We start from the raw sequence: 246 nt of genomic DNA, 5'->3' as shown, positions 1-246 counted from the left end.
CCGTTGTTCCGCGAGCATGTAAGCCGCCGTCCCGCCTGGCAGTGCGGCGAGATAGACCGTGAGCGTCGGGCCATTACCGGCGCGCAGCGTGACCGGTTCGGCATAGGCTTTCGGTCCGGTGGGCGCATCTGTCTGCCATTCGGCCCATCGGTACACCACCACCTTCATATCGTGTAATTCACCAAGCATCATGGCAAATTGCTGGAATGGGCCCACATCAGCATAGGCTGTGCTGTCGCCATTCAC

At 60.6% G+C, this 246-nt stretch carries 1 protein-coding gene; it reads right to left on the bottom strand.

What is annotated here, in order from left to right; translation table 11 throughout:
* The coding region (locus tag SB764_RS43460) for a hypothetical protein (protein WP_410867236.1) at positions 1-246 on the bottom strand (246 nt) is incomplete at both ends.

The sequence above is a fragment of the Paraburkholderia sp. SIMBA_027 genome, assembly GCF_046535315.1.
GTDB lineage: Bacteria > Pseudomonadota > Gammaproteobacteria > Burkholderiales > Burkholderiaceae > Paraburkholderia > Paraburkholderia tropica.
Note: the sequence above shows the minus strand (reverse complement) of the source record. Positions and strands in the feature narration are given on the sequence as shown.